This is a genomic window from Neisseria sp. HMSC067H09 (genome assembly GCF_001814135.1).
In the GTDB taxonomy this organism is placed as follows: Bacteria; Pseudomonadota; Gammaproteobacteria; order Burkholderiales; family Neisseriaceae; genus Neisseria.
In genome coordinates this window covers 1-16,884 of record NZ_KV814929.1, presented here as the reverse complement: position 1 = coordinate 16,884, position 16,884 = coordinate 1, and the positions used below count along the sequence as shown (strand labels likewise).

15 protein-coding genes and 2 pseudogenes are annotated in these 16,884 nt (G+C 52.7%); 8 read left to right on the top strand and 9 right to left on the bottom strand.

Features of this window, described 5'->3' with window-relative positions; all coding sequences use genetic code 11:
• Positions 1–337: 337 nt before the first annotated feature.
• The 6 genes and pseudogenes from guaA to HMPREF2954_RS08430 all read right to left on the bottom strand — a co-directional run bounded on the left by guaA (position 338) and on the right by HMPREF2954_RS08430 (position 8,474).
• Complete coding sequence (guaA, locus tag HMPREF2954_RS08455) at positions 338–1,903, bottom strand: glutamine-hydrolyzing GMP synthase (protein ID WP_045073725.1); 1,566 nt, start codon at positions 1,901–1,903, stop codon at positions 338–340.
• A 126-nt stretch (positions 1,904–2,029) separates the two neighbouring features.
• Positions 2,030–2,368 (bottom strand): hypothetical protein, encoded by a 339-nt coding sequence (locus HMPREF2954_RS08450; RefSeq protein WP_003760104.1) that lies wholly within the window; start codon positions 2,366–2,368, stop codon positions 2,030–2,032.
• A gap of 178 nt (positions 2,369–2,546) precedes the next feature.
• Positions 2,547–3,005: pseudogene (smpB, locus tag HMPREF2954_RS08445) on the bottom strand (SsrA-binding protein SmpB); the annotation flags it as partial.
• Between the two features lie 472 nt (positions 3,006–3,477).
• Entirely contained in the window at positions 3,478–4,857 is a 1,380-nt protein-coding gene (gene radA, locus HMPREF2954_RS08440; protein WP_045072403.1) for a DNA repair protein RadA, read from the bottom strand.
• Between the two features lie 94 nt (positions 4,858–4,951).
• The gene (locus HMPREF2954_RS08435) at positions 4,952–6,454 is read right to left on the bottom strand and encodes a S41 family peptidase (protein WP_045072404.1); all 1,503 of its coding nucleotides are present in this window, start codon (positions 6,452–6,454) and stop codon (positions 4,952–4,954) included.
• 265 nt (positions 6,455–6,719) lie between these two features.
• Complete coding sequence (locus HMPREF2954_RS08430; RefSeq protein ID WP_070689086.1) at positions 6,720–8,474, bottom strand: murein hydrolase activator EnvC family protein; 1,755 nt, start codon at positions 8,472–8,474, stop codon at positions 6,720–6,722.
• A 197-nt stretch (positions 8,475–8,671) separates the two neighbouring features.
• Here HMPREF2954_RS08430 and HMPREF2954_RS08425 point away from each other — a divergent pair, with 197 nt between their 5' ends.
• Genes HMPREF2954_RS08425 through ruvX form a run of 3 tightly spaced genes read left to right on the top strand, consistent with a single transcriptional unit; the run spans position 8,672 to position 10,241 of the window.
• Positions 8,672–9,220: a CreA family protein gene (locus HMPREF2954_RS08425; RefSeq protein ID WP_045072405.1), complete on the top strand. Its 549-nt coding sequence runs from the start codon at positions 8,672–8,674 to the stop codon at positions 9,218–9,220.
• Between the two features lie 12 nt (positions 9,221–9,232).
• Positions 9,233–9,781 (top strand): YqgE/AlgH family protein, encoded by a 549-nt coding sequence (locus HMPREF2954_RS08420; protein WP_045072406.1) that lies wholly within the window; start codon positions 9,233–9,235, stop codon positions 9,779–9,781.
• Positions 9,774–10,241, top strand: a complete 468-nt coding sequence (gene ruvX, locus HMPREF2954_RS08415) for a Holliday junction resolvase RuvX (protein WP_045072407.1) — start codon at positions 9,774–9,776, stop codon at positions 10,239–10,241. Before HMPREF2954_RS08420 ends, ruvX begins: the two co-directional genes overlap by 8 nt.
• A 90-nt stretch (positions 10,242–10,331) precedes the next feature.
• On the opposite strand, the gene HMPREF2954_RS08410 is transcribed toward ruvX, so the two are convergent.
• Positions 10,332–11,300 carry a hypothetical protein gene (locus HMPREF2954_RS08410; RefSeq protein WP_070689085.1) on the bottom strand — a complete coding sequence of 323 codons (969 nt, stop codon included), beginning with the start codon at positions 11,298–11,300 and terminating at the stop codon, positions 10,332–10,334.
• A 166-nt stretch (positions 11,301–11,466) separates the two neighbouring features.
• Here HMPREF2954_RS08410 and HMPREF2954_RS08405 point away from each other — a divergent pair, with 166 nt between their 5' ends.
• Complete coding sequence (locus HMPREF2954_RS08405) at positions 11,467–12,450, top strand: hypothetical protein (protein WP_045072409.1); 984 nt, start codon at positions 11,467–11,469, stop codon at positions 12,448–12,450.
• Between the two features lie 193 nt (positions 12,451–12,643).
• A complete protein-coding gene (locus HMPREF2954_RS08400) occupies positions 12,644–13,066 on the top strand; it encodes a YidB family protein (protein ID WP_045072410.1) in 423 nt (140 codons plus the stop codon).
• A gap of 68 nt (positions 13,067–13,134) precedes the next feature.
• Here the strand turns inward: HMPREF2954_RS08400 and HMPREF2954_RS08395 are convergent, their stop codons facing one another.
• A complete protein-coding gene (locus HMPREF2954_RS08395; protein ID WP_003760014.1) occupies positions 13,135–13,668 on the bottom strand; it encodes an NUDIX hydrolase in 534 nt (177 codons plus the stop codon).
• A 157-nt stretch (positions 13,669–13,825) separates the two neighbouring features.
• Positions 13,826–14,176 carry a dihydroneopterin aldolase gene (gene folB, locus HMPREF2954_RS08390; RefSeq protein WP_003762738.1) on the bottom strand — a complete coding sequence of 117 codons (351 nt, stop codon included), beginning with the start codon at positions 14,174–14,176 and terminating at the stop codon, positions 13,826–13,828.
• 56 nt (positions 14,177–14,232) lie between these two features.
• On the opposite strand from folB, the gene plsY reads away from it, so the two are divergent.
• From plsY to HMPREF2954_RS08375, 3 genes and pseudogenes are all read left to right on the top strand, one after another.
• Positions 14,233–14,844: a glycerol-3-phosphate 1-O-acyltransferase PlsY gene (gene plsY, locus HMPREF2954_RS08385; RefSeq protein WP_045072413.1), complete on the top strand. Its 612-nt coding sequence runs from the start codon at positions 14,233–14,235 to the stop codon at positions 14,842–14,844.
• A 162-nt stretch (positions 14,845–15,006) separates the two neighbouring features.
• A pseudogene (locus HMPREF2954_RS08380) lies at positions 15,007–16,013 on the top strand (patatin-like phospholipase family protein).
• 66 nt (positions 16,014–16,079) lie between these two features.
• A complete protein-coding gene (locus HMPREF2954_RS08375; RefSeq protein ID WP_045072415.1) occupies positions 16,080–16,823 on the top strand; it encodes an epoxyqueuosine reductase QueH in 744 nt (247 codons plus the stop codon).
• The last annotated feature ends 61 nt before the right edge of the window (positions 16,824–16,884 follow it).

Here is a 16,884-nt window from a genome sequence, read left to right as displayed (position 1 = left end):
GAGTATTGTGCTATTTTGTTTTTAATTGACTATATAAGCCGAGACCTTTGCAAATTGGTTTCAGCATATAGCCGATTAAGAGCAGAGTGTTGATTACACGGTAAAAGAATTTGTTGTTTAAAAACCAAAAGGTCGTCTGAAACCATTTCAGACGACCTTTTTATGCGTTAATATAGTGGATTAAATTTAAATCAGGACAAGACCGACGAAGCCGCAGACAGTACATATAGTACGGAACCGATTCACTTGGTGCCTCAGCACCTTAGAGAATCGTTCTCTTTGAGCAAAGGCGAGGCAACGCCGTACTGGTTTAAAGTTAATCACTATATCTTTACTTTTATTCCCACTCAATCGTGGCAGGCGGTTTGCCGCTTACATCGTAAACCACGCGGTTGATGCCTTTGACTTCATTAATAATGCGGTTGGACACGCGGCCGAGCAGTGAGTACGGCAGTTCTGCCCAGTGTGCGGTCATAAAGTCGCTGGTGATAACTGCGCGCAGCGCGACGACGTAGTCGTAAGTGCGTCCGTCACCCATTACGCCGACGGATTTGACGGGCAGGAACACGGCGAAGGCTTGGCTGGTCAGGTCATACCAAGATGTGCCGTTTTCGTCGGTGGTATTGCGCAATTCTTGGATGAAAATGTCGTCCGCCTGACGCAGCAAATCGGCGTATTCTTTTTTCACTTCGCCCAAGATACGCACGCCCAAACCGGGGCCGGGGAACGGATGGCGGTACACCATTTCGCGCGGCAAGCCCAAGGCAACGCCGAGTTCGCGCACTTCGTCTTTGAACAAGTCGCGCAACGGCTCAAGCAGCTTGAGTTTCATGTTTTCAGGCAGGCCGCCGACATTGTGATGCGATTTGATGGCGTGGGCTTTTTTGGTTTTCGCGCCTGCGGATTCGATGACGTCAGGGTAAATCGTGCCTTGCGCCAACCATTTGGCGTTGGTAAGTTTTTTCTCTTCAGTATCAAATACTTCGATAAATTCCGCGCCGATGATTTTGCGTTTTTTCTCAGGGTCGGTAACGCCGGCGAGTTTCGCCATGAATTGCTCTTCGGCATCAACATGAATCACCTTCACACCCAAGTTACGGGCGAACATATCCATCACCATTTTGCCTTCGTTCAGGCGCAAGAGGCCGTGATCGACGAACACGCAAGTCAGTTGGTCGCCGATGGCTCGGTGAATCAGCGCGGCGGCTACGGAGCTGTCCACACCGCCAGAAAGACCTAAAATCACTTCGTCGCTGCCGACTTGTTCACGGATTTTGGCAACGGCTTCTTCGATGTAGTTCGGCATCGTCCAGCTCGGTTGCGCACCGCAGATATCCAAGACAAAGCGGTTCAACAGGGCGCGGCCTTGTTTGGTGTGGGTCACTTCGGGATGGAATTGGATGCCGTAGAATTGTTTTTCGACGTTTTCCATCATGGCAATCGGGCATGACGGGGTATCGCCGATAACGGCAAAGCCGTTGGGCAGCTTGGACACTTTATCGCCGTGGCTCATCCATACGTCCAGCGTATTGGGCGCATCGTCGTAAATATCGCGGGTCAGTTCGCTATCGATGGTTTTGACTTGCGCGTAACCGAATTCGCGCTGGTTGCCGGGCTGCACTTCACCGCCCAAGTGGTGCGCCATAAACTGCATTCCGTAGCAGATACCCAAAACCGGAATACCCAAATCGAAGATGCCGGTATCGGCTTGATAGTCGGATTCGTAAACGGAATTGGGGCCGCCGGATAGGATGATGCCTTTCGGATTGAAGGCTTTGATTTCGTCCAAAGGCATGTCGAAGGAATGCAGCTCGCAGTAGACATGGGCTTCGCGCACGCGGCGGGCGATAAGCTGGGTAACTTGCGAACCGAAGTCGAGAATGAGGATTTTGTCTTGGGTCATGGCGGGAACTTTGCAGAGTGATAGGGAACGGTCTGACTGTTTCAAAACGGGATTCCGATAACAAAACAGGTCGTCTGAAAACGGCGGATTATACCATTTTCAGACGACCTTTGCAGAGAGAGGGGCTTAGTTATCCTGCTGTTTATGCTGCTTATAAGGCACCATATCGCTGCGCGAAAGCAGCAGCAGGCAACCCAGCACCATCATTCCCAAAGCAACCAGCGGCGAATAGCCGAGCCAGTATTGATTGTGCAGATATACCGCCGCGCCGATATACACCAGCAGCGGGCCGGAAACGATAGACTGCTTGTTGACACCGTCCATCACCAAAACCGCAATCCCCGCCAGCACCATACCGGCGGACACGATGGTCGAAGTAGCGGGCAGGATGTCCGTCGTTTTCAAAAACCAAACGGCACCAAAGATAATCAAAAACAGTGGCAGGAAAAGCGAAGAGCGGGACATGGCGTTACTCCGTAAAATTTCAGACGACCCTGATTATTGGGTCGCAGGGGTCGTCTGAAAAGCCTGAAGAAAGCAATCTTGGGTATGTTTTTGCAAACATAGGGCTTGATGTGTAAAAAGCAGATACAAGTTTGCAGCAGCATCGGCGCCCAGCGTTCCATTCACGCTGTTATCAGCCTTAGCGCACATTTTTCATCAAACGTTGTTTTTCGCGTTTCCAGTCGGCTTCTTTCATGCTTTGGCGTTTGTCGTGTTGTTTTTTACCCTTCGCCAAACCGATTTCCATTTTGATTTTGCCGCGCGTAAAGTGCAGGTTCAACGGGACGATGGTGTAACCCGCGCGCTCGGTTTTGCCGATGAGCTTGTTGATTTCGGATTGCTTGAGCAAAAGCTTGCGCGGACGGACGGGGTCGGGTTTGACATGCGTCGAGGCAGTCGGCAGCGCGGTAATATGGCAGCCGACCAAATAAAAAGCGTCTTTTTTCCAGTAGATATAGCTTTCTTTCAGCTGCACCCGCCCTGCGCGGATGGCTTTGACTTCCCAACCTTCCAATACCAGGCCGGCTTCGAGCTGATCTTCGATAAAGAAGTCGTGAAAGGCTTTTTTATTATTGGCAATACTCATAATTCTATTCTTGTCTTCTGTCTTTTCAGACCGGGTATTTTAACAGGATGCGGGGGTAGTGCGAACTGCTTCTCAAACCGACTGTATTTTCCACCCTCTTCCGCTTTTCAATCTTTAAACGTATGCCGCTCTATACGGCAAATTATAGTGGATTAACTTTAAACCAGTACGGCGTTGCCTCGCCTTGCCGTACTATCTGTACTGTCTGCAGCTTCGTCGCCTTGTCCTGATTTAAATTTAATCCACTATAAAATCAGAAACACCAGACTACCCTAGCCTCACATTCGTATAGTATGGCAAAGTGAAATAGAAAATCCCCAACCTATCGCCCTTCCCCTCTCTTCCTAAAAAGCAAAAGAATAGGCTGGAATTTTGCTTCATACTGATTTGAGTAAGAGGCATATCAAATGCACCACACGCTCCTCGATGAAGGTCGTCTGAAACTGGGGATAGGTTTTCAGACGACCTTTCATGTTGCTGTCTGTCAATTTTCCGCATCGCGGCAGATTTCGATGGCTTCCTGAAGGCTGGAAACGCCGAAGATTTTTAGATTCGGAAACTCTTTTTCGTTGCGCGGCATATTGGCTTTGGGGACGATGGCGCGTTTGAAGCCGAGTTTTTCCGCTTCTTTGAGCCGCTCTTGTCCGCGTGCGACGGGGCGGACTTCGCCGCTGAGGCCGATTTCGCCGAAGGCGACCATTTTTTCGGGCAGCGGGCGGTTGCGGAAGCTGGAGAGCATGGCGAGGATGACGGCGAGGTCGGCGGCGGGTTCGCCGATTTTGACGCCGCCGACGGCGTTGAGGAACACATCTTGGTCGAAACAGGCGATACCGCCGTGGCGGTTGAGGACGGCGAGCAGCATGGCGAGGCGGTTTTGTTCGAGACCGACGGTGAGTCGTTTGGGTGTGAAACCGTGTGCATCATCGACCAATGCCTGAATTTCGACCAAAAGCGGGCGGCTGCCTTCTTGTGTAACCAAAACGCACGAGCCGGGCGTGTCGTCGCGGTAGCTGGCAAGGAAGATGGCGGACGGGTTGGACACGCCTTTCAAACCGTTTTCGGTCATGGCGAATACGCCCAATTCGTTTGCTGCACCGAAGCGGTTTTTGATGGCGCGTATCATGCGGTAGTTGGAATGTTGGTCGCCCTCGAAATACAGCACGGTATCGACCATGTGTTCCAGCACACGCGGGCCGGCAATCGTGCCGTCTTTGGTAACGTGTCCGACCAGTATCATGGCGATGCCCATCTGTTTTGCCATGCGCGTCAGTTGGGCGGCGCATTCGCGCACCTGCGACACGGAACCTGGGGCGGAAGTGATTTGGTCGGAATACATGGTTTGGATGGAGTCGATGACGACGACTTCGGGCTGATGCTGTTTCAACGCTGCTTGAATCGCTTCCATGCGGATTTCGGCAAGCAGGTTCACGCCTTCGGTGGGCAGTTCCAAACGCTGCGCGCGCAGGGCGACTTGTTGGGCGGATTCTTCGCCGGAAACGTACAGCACTTTTCGGCTTTGCGCCATTTTGGCGATGGTTTGCAACAGCAGTGTGGATTTGCCGATGCCGGGGTCGCCGCCGAGCAGGATAACCGCGCCGTCTACCAAACCGCCGCCCAATACGCGGTCGAGTTCGCCCATGCCGGTCGGATTGCGCGGCACTTCGGTGGCGGTAACGGCGGAGAGGGATTGGACGGTCGAGGTATCCGCCGCCCAAGATTGGAAGCGGGCGTTTTTCGGTTCGGGCGCGGCTAGGCTTTCCTGAAGTGTGTTCCACTCGCCGCAATGCGGGCATTTGCCTTGCCATTTCGGGGAAGTGCCGCCGCATTCGGTGCATTGGTAGATGGTTTTGGGGGCTTTTGCCATGATGTTTTCCCTATGGGATTTTTGAAGTGTGAAAAGGTCGTCTGAAAACTGATATCGTTTTCAGACGACCTTTTTTCAAGGATTCGGACTGGGCTTATTTGCTTTCGTCTTTACCGTCTTTCTTGTCTTTTTTCGGAGCCGGTTTTTTCGCCGCCAAACCTAAAGACTTCTGCCATTCGACTGGATTTTTGACTAAATCCAAGGCTTTGCGGAGTTGGTCGTCTTTGGCGGGATTAGGAATACGACGGCTGGAAATGTCTTCGTCTTTCTCTTTGTCCTTGCCTTTTTTGGACTTGGCGTTTTCATCGGCTTTGGCAGCTTCGTTTGAATCAGGGGTGCTGATTTCGTTGCTGCTGTTGACGTCTTCGCCGCCGAGCGGGTTGCCGATGTGTCCGGCGAGGTCGGCTTCGCGGCTTTCAAAAGCGCGGTCTTTGTCTTTGACTTCGACGTCGGGAACGATGCCTTGCGCTTGAATCGAGCGGTCGTTCGGCGTGTAGTACAGTGCGGTGGTCAGTTTGACTGCGCTGCCGTTAGACAGCGGAATCAGGGTTTGAACCGAGCCTTTGCCGAAACTTTGCGTACCGACGACGACGGCGCGTTTGTGGTCTTGCAGCGCGCCTGCGACGATTTCGGAAGCGGAGGCGGAACCTGAGTTAATCAACACGGTCATCGGGATGGTTTTCAACTCGGCAGGCAGATCTGCCAGCGGGTCTTTGCCGCTCACGCGGATATAGTCTTCGGGACGGGCTTTCAATACCGAGCTTTCTTTGCCGTCGCGTCCTTTGGTGCTGACGACTTTTGCATCTGCAGGTAGGAAGGCGGCAGACACGCCGACCGCGCCGTCAAGCAGACCGCCCGGGTCGTCGCGCAGGTCGAGGACGAGGCCTTTGAGCGGAGCGCCTTTATTTTCTTTAATCAATGCCTTGGCGGATTCATTGATGGCTGCCACGGTGCGCTCTTGGAATTGGGACACGCGGATGTAGCCATAGCCCGGTTCGAGCAGGTGGTGGCGGACGCTTTTGACTTTAATGATGGCGCGGGTCAGGTTGACGACGATGGGTTTATCCGCATTTTTGCGCGAAAGGGTCAGGGTGATTTTGGTACCCGGTTTGCCGCGCATTTTTTTCACGGCTTCACTGGTGGTCAGACCGCGTGTGGAAACGTTGTCGATTTTGACGATGAAGTCGCCGCTTTTCACGCCTGCGCGCTCGGCGGGCGTATCCTCAATCGGGGCAACGACTTTGATAAATCCGTCTTCCTGCCCGATTTCCATACCCAAGCCGCCGAATTCGCCACTGGTAGATTCTTTCATATCGGCAAAGCCTTTTTTATCCAAATACTCGGAATGCGGGTCGAGGTCGGATACCATGCCTTTCATCGCGCCTTCAAAGAGATCGGCATCGGATTTGTCTTGGTAATAATTGGCTTTGATCTGTCCGTAAACTTCCGCCATGTTGCGGATGGATTGTACGGGCAGGGTTTCGTTGTCTTTTTTGTCTTTTTCGGCGGCAAAGCTTTGAACGCTCAAGCTGAGGGCGACACCGCTGAATGCGCCGAGTGTGTAGAGTGCGACTTTTTTCAAAGTGGATGTTGACATTATGAATAGCTTTCTTTTTGTCTTATTTCATTTCAGACCGTAATGACTGTGAAACGGGGTGGGAAATATTGCTTCAGACGACCTGAATATACATTCGCAAGACTGTATGCGATTTACGCTTGGTAAACAACAGGGTTAGCGTAAAAAATATCTGCGCGGGTGTAAAAGCTTTTGAATATAGGGTCGTCGGGTTCAGTTGTTAAATTTCAGACGACCCCGTGGATACAGCAAAAGGTCGTCTGAAAATGTCAAACCGGTTTGCAGGTCAGCTTATCCAGGAGAGCGGGTTCATTGCCTGCCCGTTGTAGCGGACTTCCAAATACAGGCCTTCCATGCCTGAAGGCAGGGTTCCGCTGATGCCCAGGCGGTTGCCTGCGGCTACGGCGTAGCCTTTGGCGACTTCGATTTCGCTCAAACCTGAATAGATGCTGATATAGCCGTCGCCGTGATCGATGACGATGACTTTGCCGAAACCTTCCAATTCATCGGCGTAGGTAACCGTACCGCCGGCGATGCTGCTGACGATTGCCGGAGTCGTTTGGTAGAACACGCCTTTCCAAACTTCACCGTCGCCGCGGTCTTGTCCGAAGAGTCCGGCAAGCGTGCCGCTGACCGGTTTTTTCAGACGACCCTGCATGCGGCTGAAGCTGTTGGCATTGCTGATTCTGACGTAGGAAGGCGCGCGGATGTTCATGTCTTCTGCGGTCAGGTTGGACATGGCGGCGCGTTCATCAGCGGCTTTTTGCGCGGCGGCGACGCGGTCTTTGCGTGCTTTTTCAGCGGCGGCAAGACGGGCTTCGGCGGCTTTTTTACGCGCTTCGGCTTCCTGGCGGCGTTGTTCGGCTTTACGCTTTTCCAAGTCTTTCAACAGATTGTTCAGGCGTTGTTCGTTTTCTTTGTGGTTGATTTTTTTCTGCGCCTCTTTTGCCATCTGCGCGTTTTGGCGGCGGCTTTCCGCCTGTTCGGCAGTATTGGTTACACCTTGGCGGCGCAGCGAGGATTGGATGTTGACCTGAAGTTTTTTCAGGTATGCCAGTTCGTTGTTGATTTTCTGCTCTTGCGCTGCCAGCTCTTTTTGCTGCTTCTCAAGGTCTTTGATGACTTGATCGTTGGCGGTGTTGATATAGCGGGTGTAACGCAGGAAGCGGGTTTTCTGACCCGGCTCGGCATTTTTCAGGAACAGGGCAACGGCGTTAGGCTGGCTGTTTTTATAGTTGCCTGAAACGAAACGGGAAATTTGTGCGCGCGTATTCGATACCTGAGTTTTCAGGTAGTTCAAATCCGCATTGAGCTTTTGGAATTTATCCCATGCGTCGCGCTGTTGGCGGTTGATGGCGGACAGGTTGATACGGCTTTGCTGCAATTGTTTCAACGTGGTATTGACGTGAATGATGAAACCTTCATTGCGGCTGCGCAGCGATTTTTTGCTTTCCAAATCATTGGCGGCGGCGGTTACTGCGGCTTTGAAGTCGTCTGAATCGGCGGCAGCGGTTTTCTTATCGGCTTTGTCTGCTTTTTTCTCGACGGATTTTTTATCTTGTTTTGCCGCTGCTTCGTCTTTTTTAGGCAACTCGGCGGCTTCTTTTTTTGCCTTTACATTATTTTTGGCTGCGGGTTTGTCTGCCGCTTTGTCTTTGCCTTTTACAGGCTCGGCTTTTGCGGGAACGGCTTTGCCTGCCTTCTCTTCTGCTTTGGCTTCGCCTTTTTTGGTTTTGTCGGTTTTATCTTGTTTTTTAACTTCTTTGTCGTTTTCGCGTTCTTTGGCACGCTCGTTTTTCGCCGCTTCGGCAGTTTCTTTTTTGCTTTTGGCTACGGGCTTGTCATCTGCCTTGTCCCTGGCGTTTTTCGCGGCAGGTTTCGCTTTGTCTTTGGCAGCTTCTTTTTTAGCAGGTTCGGCGTCTTTTTTGTCTTTGACGCTTTTTTTGACAGGCGCAGCCTTTTCCTTGGGCGCGTCTTTGGCGGCAAAAGAAGGCGAGGCGAAACCGATGAGCAGGGCGAGTAAAAGAGGTTTGTAACGCATGATTGGATTCTGGATCGTTAAAATAAAGGCAATAGGCGGAATTATATAGTCAGCGGGGTCGTCTGAAAATAACATCTGCCCATATTTGTTCAGACAATACTTTTCTCTGCGCTTGCAATCTGAACAAGCGGTCTTATATAGTAGGAGCTGCGGTGTCAGCTTCTTTATTTCCAACCTTCAAAGGTTTCTTAATTTACATGAATAAAATTATTCTGCCTGCGCTTTGCGCCCTGCTTCTTGCTTCCTGCGGTAACGATACCGACAAAATCGGACGTGCTAGCACGGTTTTTCATATGCTGGGGAAAAATGACCGTATTGAAGTCGAGGGTTTTGACGATCCTGATGTGCAAGGGGTTGCCTGTTATATTTCTTATGCGAAAAAAGGCGGTTTGAAAGAAACGGTAAATTTAGAGGAGGATGCGAGCGATGCTTCCGTGTCGTGCGTGCAGACGACGGAGGTCATCCGTTATAACGAGCAAGCTGTCGTCAAGCCGCGGGAAGTGTTTAAGCGCAGCGCGAGTTTGGCGTTTAAGAGCCAGCAGATTATCCGTTATTACGATCCTAAGCGTAAGGCGTTTGCGTATTTGGTTTACAGCGACAAAATCGTTCAGGGTTCGCCGAAGAACTCTTTGAGCGCGGTGTCGTGCTTTGGTGGTGCTAAAGCAGATGCACAGCAAATTGCCGGTGTGGAAGGCAAACAGATTTACGGTGTGTGCGTCGTGGATGCGCCTGTGCCGAACAAGTAAAAGATGAGCGATATGAACCTAACCGACCATTTCCTGATTGCCATGCCCGATATGGACGACCCGTTTTTCGAAAATTCGGTGATTTATGTGTGCGAACACAACGAAGAGGGCGCGTTGGGCATCATCATCAACAAACCGTCGCCGATTACGATGGACATGATTTTTGCGGCGACCGACCGCAATATCCCTTTGCGGATGCAGCACGAACACGTCATGATGGGCGGGCCGGTACAGATTGACCGCGGTTATGTCGTGCATACGCCCGTGGGCAACTGGCAAAACAGTATGATTGTTTCAGACGACATTGCGCTGACGTCTTCGCGCGATGTGATTGAAAACTTATCGCGTGATGGCGCGGTGGACAAGATTTTGATCAGCATAGGCTATTCGAGCTGGAGCAAAGGGCAGCTTGAACGCGAGCTGGCGGACAATGTCTGGCTGACGGTGAAGGCGGACGAGCATATTTTGTTCGATATGCCTTACGAACACCGCTACGCCGCCGCATTCGCCAAGCTGGGTATCCAGCCCGATGCGCTTGTCTGTGGAGCCGGTCATGCATAAAGCACCGGTAGGGACGGTTTTGGCGTTTGATTTCGGCGAGGCGCGTATCGGCGTGGCGCAGGGCGATGCGGAACTTGGCTTGTCGCATCCTTTGGCGACTGTGACCGGCAACAGCAACGATGAGAAATTCAACGCCATCGCCAAGCTGATACGGGAATGGCAGCCCAAGCATCTGGTCGTCGGATTGCCGACCCACGCCGACGGCACGGAACACGAGTTGACCCGCCTCAGCCGCAAATTCGGCCGCCGCCTGCACGGGCGTTTCAACCTGCCCGTATATTGGGTGGATGAACGTATGTCCTCGCTATATGCGGAAAGTCTGCTTGCCGAAACGCAGGTCTTCGGGCGCAAACAGAAGGCGGTACTCGACCAAGTGGCGGCACAGGCAATTTTGCAGGGCTTTTTCGACGGCGGCGCGGCGGAGTATTTCAACGGCAGGGAAGAAGGTTCGGAAGAATAATTTGTTTGAGATAGTTTGAAAAAAGGTCGTCTGAAAGTGGAGTTGGCGGGATTTGAATCCGGCAACAGGCTTTCAGACGACCTTTTTGCATCAGAACAAGGCTTCAATCCTTAACAGCGCGCCGACGCGGTGTTTTTGGTTTTCTTTGCGGTTGTTGTAGTAGTTGACTTCGGTTTGGGTAAACAGCCAGTTGCGCCAAATCGGTTGGCGGTAGGTGGTAAACGGACCGTAGGTATTGAGGGCGGCTTTGCGTTTTTCGATATTGCCGCCGGTGTACACGCCGTAGTTGACGTGGCGGTGTTTGCCGAGGTTGTGTTGGCGGAAGAGGCTGTTGCCCCATGTCCAGTCTTCGGTTTTATCGTGTTCGTATTGCAGGTGTGCCTGATTGGCGATAAAGCTTCTTTCGCTGGGGATGTAGCGCGTTTCCCAGTTGGTACGGACATGGTGTTTGCTCTTGATGCCGTAACGGTAGATTTGTTCGAGGCTGGTGTCGATGTTGTCGGTCAGTTGCCAATTGCTCGAGCTTTTGGCGCGGGCGTACAGGTCGCTGCCGGAGCGGATACCGATATCGAAGTCGGTATCGGTGCGCTGTTTTGCAAATACTTCAGACCAACGTACGGCAAGGGAGGCGTTGTTGTCGCGGCTTTGGGATGCGTCGAATATCCTGCCGTTGGTATTGGTACGGTTGCGGTAGGCACTGGCCTCGTGTTTCAGCTCGTCGTCCAAAGAGTCGTCACCGAAAACCACATGGACTTTTTTCTCCAAGGTCGGCAGTTTCAGACGACCCCGTACGCGGGGCGTCACGGTAAATTCGTCGTCAGGGTTCCATTCGGTATCAAGCATGACACGCAGGTTGGCGTCGGCAGGGTGGTCGGGGTCGGGTTCGCCAAACCAGTCGTCAATGCGGTTGGACCATTTGTCCAAGCGTTTGGAAACGACTTCGTGGCGGTGGTCCGCCCAAGTGTCGCCGTCGGCGGATGGTTCGTCGTTCGCTGCAGCCATCGTCGGGAAAAGGATAAGCAGGGTGAGTAGGGATAACGTAGAGGTTCGGAGAGTCATTGTTTTTCCTAGCTTAAAGCATAAAGCTATTATGGACGGTATCTTAGGGGTAATGCAAGTCGTCTGAAAAAGGCTGTGATAAAATCCTGCACGCCCGGTTTGCCGCCGTTCTGTTGTGCAGAAAAGCATTCAAGCGGGCGCATACCAATACATTAAGGAAAACCGAATGAGTATTTTGTCGAAAATTTTTGGGAACAAGCCGTCCGGCGAAACGGTACAAGAGCCGCGCAGACTTTCCGCGCAGGAAAAAAGCGAGGGCGCGGCGCGGACGATTTATGCGAAAGATAAAGTGTATGTGCCGCTGTCTGCCATGCAGGCGGATGTGTCGGAAGGGACGGGCATCCCTTATATAGGTCGTCTGAAAGACGGGCGGACGGTTTTATATCTGTTTGAAACCTATGAAGCGGCGCGAGCTTTTTCAGACGGGCAGGACGGTGCTTTAGACGGCATCGGCTTGGTCGGTGCGTTGGATAAGGCGGACCAGTTCAATAATCTGAACAATGTCTTGCGTGTCGCGCACTCGCTGGGCATTCAACTGATGGAATACAGAGGGCAGGATGGCGAGCATTTTGAATGCGCGCTTTCTTGGCTGATACGCGTGAACGGCGCGGGCAGCATGGCGGCTTCCAGAGAGAAGATGGATGCTTTGTCCATCGGTAGCGATGCCAAGCTGCCGCTGCAATTTCATCCGATAGCCATTGTCGGTTTTTCCAATCCCTATAAGGTTACACCCGCGCGGGCGGAGGAATTGTTCAAGCAGTTTACGAATGTCGAAGATGACGAATTGCTGGACTTTTTTGCCGGCAACACACCGCAGGAGAATGTGTTGCTGATCGGGCTGGTGGAAAAATATTCGGCGGATTTGGCGAAATCCGTGAAGTATATCGTTTGGAACCAACTGGCGGAGCAGCCGCTTTTTGTCGGGATAAGCCTCAAAGACGGCGGACTTTACGCGCGGGACGGTTATTTATACCTCTTTTACACCGACCGTTTCCAACACATGGGACCTGCCGGCTGCCATCCCGTTTCCGGCAAGGAAGCCGTGTTGGACTTGGTTCGTCGCCACGAACTGAAAGGCATCGCCCTGACCGACGGACTGCACAATATGGCGCGGTTTGAAAACGACGTGATTTTCCAAGACGGGGAATAGCGGAAACCTCCCTGCCTCGGCTTGAAATAAAGGGGCCTTGGATTCGGATTTCAAGTGCAACACAGGCTTTCAGACGACCTTTTTTGTTTTCGCGTCAATTCTCCCTAAGCCGGGTTTAATTGAGTTAAACCGCGAATTAAATGACGGAATTTTGTTACACTCGGCATTTTACACTTCACACAAAGGAAACATCATGGCATTAATGGACAGTCTGCTGAACGCGGCAGCACAAGCACTGGGCGGTAAAGACGGTAGCGGCGCACAAAACTCTCTGACCGATATGGCGATGGATTTGGTACGTCAGCAAGGCGGAGTGGGCAGTCTGATCAACCAGTTGCAACAAGGCGGATTGGGCGACGTATTGAACAGCTGGGTTTCCAACCAACAAGACAACGCGCCCATATCCGGCAGCGATTTGCAAAACGCGCTGGGCAGCGACACCATCAGCCAAGTGGCGCAAAAGTTCGGCATCGATGCCAACCAGGCGGGCGACCTGCTGGCTCAAGTCCTGCCCAACCTCGTTGATAAAGCCACCCCCAACGGCTCGGCGCAGGAAGCCGACGGTTTCGGCTTGGACGACATCGCCTCCGCCATACTGAAAAACTTCACCAAATAAGCGGTACTTTAAACAAAAAGGTCGTCTGAAAACATTCTTTCAGACGACCTTTTTACATCCTTTTCACATCAATCCTGCATCAGCCAATATTGCAGGCCGATTAGGGTTTTGCCGTCTTTGATTTCGTTGTGTGCCAAAGCGGTGCGGGCTTCTTCCTTGCTCATCAGGACGGTTTCGGTGATTTCATCTTCGTCGTTGCTCAAGGTGCTGCCGAGGCGCACGCCTTCTGCTTGGTAAAAGTACATTTTTTCGTCGCAGAAGCCGATGGCGGTGTAGAAGCTGCTGATGAGTTTGACGCGGTCGGCGGTGTACGGGGTTTCTTCCGCCAGCTCGCGCAGGGCGCATTCGGCGGGGTCTTCGCCTGCATCGAGTTTACCGGCGGGCAGCTCGAGCGTGGCAGCGTCTGCGGCGTAACGCCATTGGCGCACGAGTACGGCTTTGCCCTCTTCGGTAACCGCTAAAACGCAGGCCGCGCCGGGATGGCGGATGACGATACGCTGGCTTTCGTTGCCGTTGGGCAGGCGGACTTTGTCGCGGTTGATGGTAACAAATGAGCCTTGATAAATCGGCTCGCTGCTGAGTTTGGTTTCTTTCAAATCCATTTGCGTGTTCTCTTTGTAAAGTTTGATACGGGGTCGTCTGAAAATCGGGAATGGGTTTTAACTTCGTTGAAGCCGAGCTTTCAGACGACCTCTTGAGTCATGAAAAGGCTCGTCTGAAAGGGAGCGAAGCGGGTTTCGCTAAAACGTTTGTGCTGTTTTAAACCCTGCTGCGTTCGATTTCAATGCCGACTTCTTTGACATCGGGCAGGATGCCGGGCTTGATGATTTTGACGCGCACACTCAACGCGCCGAAATTGTCGAGGATGAGTTTGGCGATGTGTTCCGCCAATGATTCGAGCAAGAGGAAGCTTTGTTCGGCAAGGCTTGCCCTGACGGCTTCGCAGACTTCGCCGTAGTGGACGGTATTGCCGATGTGGTCGTCCTGACCGCTTTGTTCGGGGATGCCGATGTCCAAGTCCAAAATCAGGGTTTGGGGGCGTTCGCGTTCCCAGTCGTACACGCCGATCAAGGTGTCCGCCTTCATGCCGCGTAAAAAGATTTTGTCCATTTGCCTGCCTGTTTTTTTGATAAAATGAGCGTCCCATTTTAAGTAAAGCATCTGAAATGTTCAATGTATCCGCCGTTATCGCGGCTTATTTAATCGGTTCGCTGTCGTTTGCCGTCATTGTTTCCAAATATTACGGCATGGACGATCCGCGCACTTACGGCTCGGGCAACCCCGGCGCGACCAATGTTTTGCGCAGCGGCAAGAAAAAGGCGGCGGCGCTGACTTTGCTGGGCGACGCGCTCAAAGGTTTGGTGGCAGTGATTTTGGCACGCTGTCTGCAAGATGCTTTGAATCTGTCGGACATCGCCATAGCCGCGGTTGCCGTCGCCGCTTTGGTCGGACATATGTGGCCGCTGTTTTTCGGCTTCAAAGGCGGCAAGGGCGTGGCAACTGCGTTGGGCGTATTGCTGGCGCTTTCTCCTGCAACGGCTTTGGTTTGCGCGGTGATTTGGCTGGTGATGGCGTTCGGCTTTAAAGTGTCCTCGCTTGCCGCGCTCGCCGCCACCGTAGCCGCACCGCTCGTCGCCTTCTGGCTGATGCCCTACCCTTCTTGGGCTTGGGCGACCGTCGTCATCGCCGTGCTGGTGTTGTACCGCCATAAAAGCAATATCCAAAACCTGCTTCAAGGCAAAGAAGGCAAAATCGGAGACAAGGCGGACAAGCCTTAAACCTGATTTTATTTTTCAGACGACCTGTCCGATTGCGGAATGAACCAAGGTCGTCTGAAAACCTTTCCATCTACGCTGCGGCATCGCCTTAACCCGCCGCGCGGTATCGAAAACCGACTTAATCTATTATAATCAAGCTCTTTGGTTTCTTATTCAACTTCCATGCTGAAACGCCCGTTTAAAACCGTCCTGACAGCCTTTACCTTAGCCGCGCTGTCTGCCTGCTCGCTGGTCAAGTATCAGCCTGTTGCTACCATCAATAAAATTGATATGAACCAAGGCTATCGTTTTGAAACCAGCCAGTTTCGGCGCGAAGAAGACGACACCTTCATCATCCTGATGCTCTCCGGCGGCGGCACGCGCGCGGCGGCGTTGGGCTACGGCGTGTTGGAGCAGCTTCAGCAGCAAAAAGTTACCATCGGCGGCAAAAGCAAATCGCTGATGTCCAACGTCGATTTGGTGGTCGGCGTATCCGGCGGCTCCGTCCTCGCCGCCTACTTCGCGCTCAAAGGTGAAGAAACCATCCCCATGTTTTACAAGCTTTTCCTTCACCAAAACTTCCAACGCCAAGTCGTCAAACAAGCCTTCTCCATGACCAACCTGCCCCGCCTTGCCTCGCCCGAATACGGACGCGGCGACCTCTTACAGGAGCAGTTTGAAAACCACCTTTTCGGCAAAACCACCTTCCGCGATTTGGAAAAATACGGCAAAGGCCCGTTCGCCATCATTTCCGCCACCGATATGGGGGCGGGCGAACGCCTGAACTTCACGCAAGAATACTTCGATCCCATGTGTATCGACTTGGGCGGTTTGCGACTTGCCCGTGCCGTCGCCGCTTCCGCGCCTTTGTCGATCAACGTAACGAAGCCAACCAACAAAACGGAGACGGAATTAGCTTCTCCTTCGTCAGCCTCAACCTCAAAGACCTGCCGCCGTCCGCGTTGCGCGACAAAGTGTTGAACATCCCCACCAGCTTCTACCTCCCGCCCGAAGACGTGGACAACCTGCGAACCGCCGCAGCCGAGCTGATGAAACAGTCCCAAGACTACCAAAAACTGCTGCAAGAATTTGCCGCACACCCCAACCCCGAAAGCATCTTCGCCGAACCGCCGCCACCCGACCCCAAAGACGGCAAGGCAGCCAAAAAACAAAACAAACCCATCCCATAACGACATTTCAGACGACCCATAAAACCCAAAGGTCGTCTGAAACACCACAAACGAAACACCCCGATCATGAACGACAAAACCAGCCCCATCGTTACCGACATCAACCGCCCCGTCCTCGCCCCGCCCGGCGGCCATAAAAAAGTCCTGCTGCATTCCTGCTGCGCCCCGTGCAGCGGCGAAGTCATGGAAGCCATGCTCGCCAGCGGCATCGACTACACCATCTACTTCTACAACCCCAACATCCACCCGCTCAAAGAATACATGTTGCGCAAAGAAGAAAACATGCGCTTCGCCGACAAATTCGGCATCCCCTTCATTGACAAAGACGACGACTACGAAAACGACCGCAAAGAATGGTTCGCCAAAGCCAAAGGCATGGAATTCGAACCCGAACGCGGCATCCGCTGCACCATGTGTTTCGACATGCGTTTCGAAAAAGCCGCCCAATACGCCCACGAAAACGGCTTCCCCGTCTTCACCAGCTCGCTGGGCATTTCCCGCTGGAAAAACATGGCGCAAATCAACGACTGCGGCCACCGCGCCGCCGCGCCCTACGACGACGTCGTGTATTGGGATTTCAACTGGCGCAAAGGCGGCGGCAGCGCGCGCATGATCGAAATCAGCAAACGCGAACACTTCTACCAACAAGAATACTGCGGCTGCGCCTACTCCCTGCGCGACTCCAACGCCCACCGCAAATCGCAAGGCCGCATCCCCATCAAACTCGGCGTACTGTATTACGGCGACGAGTCCACCCAATACGAACCCTCGCCTGACGGACAGGCAGCCAAAATCGTTGTGGACAAATAATTGATATCGGTTTTATGAGACCTTTGTAAAATTCCCCAAAATCCCCCAAATTCCCATCAAG

Bases quoted from the DNA above. Each gene is read 5' to 3' on its own strand.
- HMPREF2954_RS08450 (WP_003760104.1), bottom strand. From the start codon at position 2,368: ATGTCCCGCTCTTCGCTTTTCCTGCCACTGTTTTTGATTATCTTTGGT.
- folB (WP_003762738.1), bottom strand. From the start codon at position 14,176: ATGGACAAAATCTTTTTACGCGGCATGAAGGCGGACACCTTGATCGGC.
- ruvX (WP_045072407.1), top strand. From the start codon at position 9,774: ATGCATAAAGCACCGGTAGGGACGGTTTTGGCGTTTGATTTCGGCGAG.
- radA (WP_045072403.1), bottom strand. From the start codon at position 4,857: ATGGCAAAAGCCCCCAAAACCATCTACCAATGCACCGAATGCGGCGGC.
- HMPREF2954_RS08400 (WP_045072410.1), top strand. From the start codon at position 12,644: ATGGCATTAATGGACAGTCTGCTGAACGCGGCAGCACAAGCACTGGGC.
- HMPREF2954_RS08410 (WP_070689085.1), bottom strand. From the start codon at position 11,300: ATGACTCTCCGAACCTCTACGTTATCCCTACTCACCCTGCTTATCCTT.
- HMPREF2954_RS08405 (WP_045072409.1), top strand. From the start codon at position 11,467: ATGAGTATTTTGTCGAAAATTTTTGGGAACAAGCCGTCCGGCGAAACG.
- HMPREF2954_RS08375 (WP_045072415.1), top strand. From the start codon at position 16,080: ATGAACGACAAAACCAGCCCCATCGTTACCGACATCAACCGCCCCGTC.
- HMPREF2954_RS08435 (WP_045072404.1), bottom strand. From the start codon at position 6,454: ATGTCAACATCCACTTTGAAAAAAGTCGCACTCTACACACTCGGCGCA.
- HMPREF2954_RS08395 (WP_003760014.1), bottom strand. From the start codon at position 13,668: ATGGATTTGAAAGAAACCAAACTCAGCAGCGAGCCGATTTATCAAGGC.
- plsY (WP_045072413.1), top strand. From the start codon at position 14,233: ATGTTCAATGTATCCGCCGTTATCGCGGCTTATTTAATCGGTTCGCTG.
- HMPREF2954_RS08420 (WP_045072406.1), top strand. From the start codon at position 9,233: ATGAACCTAACCGACCATTTCCTGATTGCCATGCCCGATATGGACGAC.
- HMPREF2954_RS08430 (WP_070689086.1), bottom strand. From the start codon at position 8,474: ATGCGTTACAAACCTCTTTTACTCGCCCTGCTCATCGGTTTCGCCTCG.
- HMPREF2954_RS08425 (WP_045072405.1), top strand. From the start codon at position 8,672: ATGAATAAAATTATTCTGCCTGCGCTTTGCGCCCTGCTTCTTGCTTCC.
- guaA (WP_045073725.1), bottom strand. From the start codon at position 1,903: ATGACCCAAGACAAAATCCTCATTCTCGACTTCGGTTCGCAAGTTACC.